Origin of the sequence: Inquilinus limosus MP06 (assembly GCF_000767795.1) — a bacterium.
Classification (GTDB): Bacteria; Pseudomonadota; Alphaproteobacteria; order DSM-16000; family Inquilinaceae; genus Inquilinus; species Inquilinus limosus_E.
On the sequence record NZ_JANX01000774.1, the window covers coordinates 1 to 2,343 of the forward strand.

The window sequence follows — 2,343 nt, forward strand, 5'->3', positions numbered from 1 at the left end:
GGGGTTGTCGATCGCAGGACTCCATCGGCGCGGGTCCGGGTTCGATGCCCACGCCTCTGCCGTTTCTCTCCGCCGGCTCTCGCGGCGCGAACCCCCTCCCCCTATCCCCCTCCCGCGAGGGGAGGGGGGACTCAAGAAGAGCGACGGAGCCGAAGCATGATCCCGGGCGAACTCCTGCCGGCGCAGGGCACGATCGAGCTGAACGCCGGGCGCGACAGCATCGTCCTGACCGTGGCCAACACCGGCGACCGGCCGGTCCAGGTCGGCAGCCACTATCATTTCTTCGAGACCAACCCGGCCCTGTCCTTCGACCGGGCGGCGGCGCGGGGGCGTCGTCTCGACATCCCCTCCGGCACCGCGGTGCGGTTCGAGCCGGGGCAGAGCCGCGAGGTGCGGCTGGTCGCCCTCTCCGGCGCGCGCATCGCCATCGGCTTCCGCCAGGCGGTCATGGGGCCGCTCGATCCGGTCCAGGGCTGAGGAGGCCGACATGCCGATTTCCATCTCCCGCGCCGCCTATGCCGACATGTTCGGCCCCACCACCGGCGACCGGCTGCGCCTGGCCGACACCGACCTGATCATCGAGATCGAGCGCGACCACACGGTCTATGGCGAGGAGGTCAAGTTCGGCGGCGGCAAGGTGATCCGCGACGGCATGGGGCAGGGCCAGGCCACACGCGCCGAAGGCACCGCCGACACCGTCATCACCAACGCCGTGATCCTCGACCACTGGGGCATCGTGAAGGCCGATGTGGCGATCCGCGACGGCCGAATCGCCCGGATCGGCAAGGCCGGCAACCCGGACATCCAGCCCGGCGTCGACATCGTCATCGGCCCGGGCACCGAGATCATCGCCGGCGAGGGGAAGATCCTGACCGCCGGCGGCATCGACTGCCACATCCACTTCATCTGCCCGCAGCAGGTGGAGGAGGCGATCGCCGCCGGCGTCACCACCCTGGTCGGCGGCGGCACCGGCCCGTCCACCGGCACCAAGGCCACCACCTGCACCCCAGGCCCCTGGCACATCGCCCGCATGCTGCAGGCGGCGGAGGGGCTGCCGGTCAACCTCGCCATCTCCGGCAAGGGCAATGCCAGCCGACCGGACGCGCTGGTCGAGCAGATCCGCGCCGGCGCCTCCTCGATGAAGCTGCATGAGGATTGGGGCACCACCCCGGCCGCGATCGACTGCTGCCTGTCCGTCGCCGACGCGATGGATATCCAGGTGATGATCCACACCGACACGCTGAACGAGAGCGGCTTCGTCGAGGACACCATCGCCGCCTTCAAGGGCCGCACCATCCACGCCTTCCACACCGAAGGCGCCGGCGGCGGCCATGCGCCGGACATCATCCGGGTGGCCGGGCTGGCCAACGTCATCCCGTCCTCGACCAACCCGACCCGGCCCTTCACCGTCAACACGCTCGACGAGCATCTCGACATGCTGATGGTGTGCCATCACCTGGACGCCGGGATCCCGGAGGACGTGGCCTTCGCCGAGAGCCGGATCCGGCGCGAGACCATCGCGGCCGAGGACATCCTGCACGACCTCGGCGCCTTCTCGATCATCTCCTCCGACAGCCAGGCGATGGGCCGGATCGGCGAGGTGATCCTGCGCACCTGGCAGACTGCCCACAAGATGAAGGTCCAGCGCGGCCGGCTGGCGCAGGAGACGGGCGAGAACGACAACGCCCGGGTCAAGCGCTACGTCGCCAAATACACGATCAACCCGGCGATCGCGCAGGGCCTGTCGCGCCATGTCGGGTCGGTGGAGGTGGGCAAGCTGGCCGACCTGGTGCTGTGGGACCCGGCCTTCTTCGGGGTGAAGCCGGATCTGGTGCTGAAGGCCGGCACGATTTCGATGGCGCTGATGGGCGACCCCAACGCCTCGATCCCGACGCCGCAGCCGGTGCACTACCGGCCGATGTTCGGCGGCTTCGGCCGGGCCATGGCGGCCTCGGCCATCGCCTTCGTGTCGAAGGCGGCGCTGGAGGACGGCATCGGCCAGCGCCTCGGCCTGTCGCGCGAGGTTGTGGCGGTGGAGGGCACGCGCGGCATCGGCAAGGCCGACATGGTGCACAATTCGGCGACGCCGGTGATCGAGGTCGACCCCGAGACCTACGAAGTCCGTGCCGACGGCGAGCTGCTGACCTGCGAACCCGCCGCGGTGCTGCCGATGGCGCAGCGGTACTTTCTGTTCTGACTGTTCTGAGATGGCTGTGATCGCAATGAATGCCGGGCTCGCTCTCCTGAGTCCCCCCTCCCTCTGCGGGAGGGGGATAGGGGGAGGGGGTTTTCTCGGTTTGCCGAGACGCCCATGGGCATTCACGCGCGGACGCGCGCAGACCC

2 protein-coding genes are annotated in these 2,343 nt (G+C 69.6%); both read left to right on the plus strand.

Annotated features, from left to right (window positions below):
- Positions 1 to 156: 156 nt before the first annotated feature.
- Positions 157 to 477: an urease subunit beta gene (locus tag P409_RS32185; protein ID WP_034848211.1), complete on the plus strand. Its 321-nt coding sequence runs from the start codon at positions 157 to 159 to the stop codon at positions 475 to 477.
- A 10-nt stretch (positions 478 to 487) separates the two neighbouring features.
- Positions 488 to 2,197: an urease subunit alpha gene (locus tag P409_RS32190; protein ID WP_034848212.1), complete on the plus strand. Its 1,710-nt coding sequence runs from the start codon at positions 488 to 490 to the stop codon at positions 2,195 to 2,197.
- The last annotated feature ends 146 nt before the right edge of the window (positions 2,198 to 2,343 follow it).

Coding starts and splice junctions, on each gene's coding strand:
- P409_RS32190 (WP_034848212.1), top strand. CDS start 488: ATGCCGATTTCCATCTCCCGCGCCGCCTATGCCGACATGTTCGGCCCC.
- P409_RS32185 (WP_034848211.1), top strand. CDS start 157: ATGATCCCGGGCGAACTCCTGCCGGCGCAGGGCACGATCGAGCTGAAC.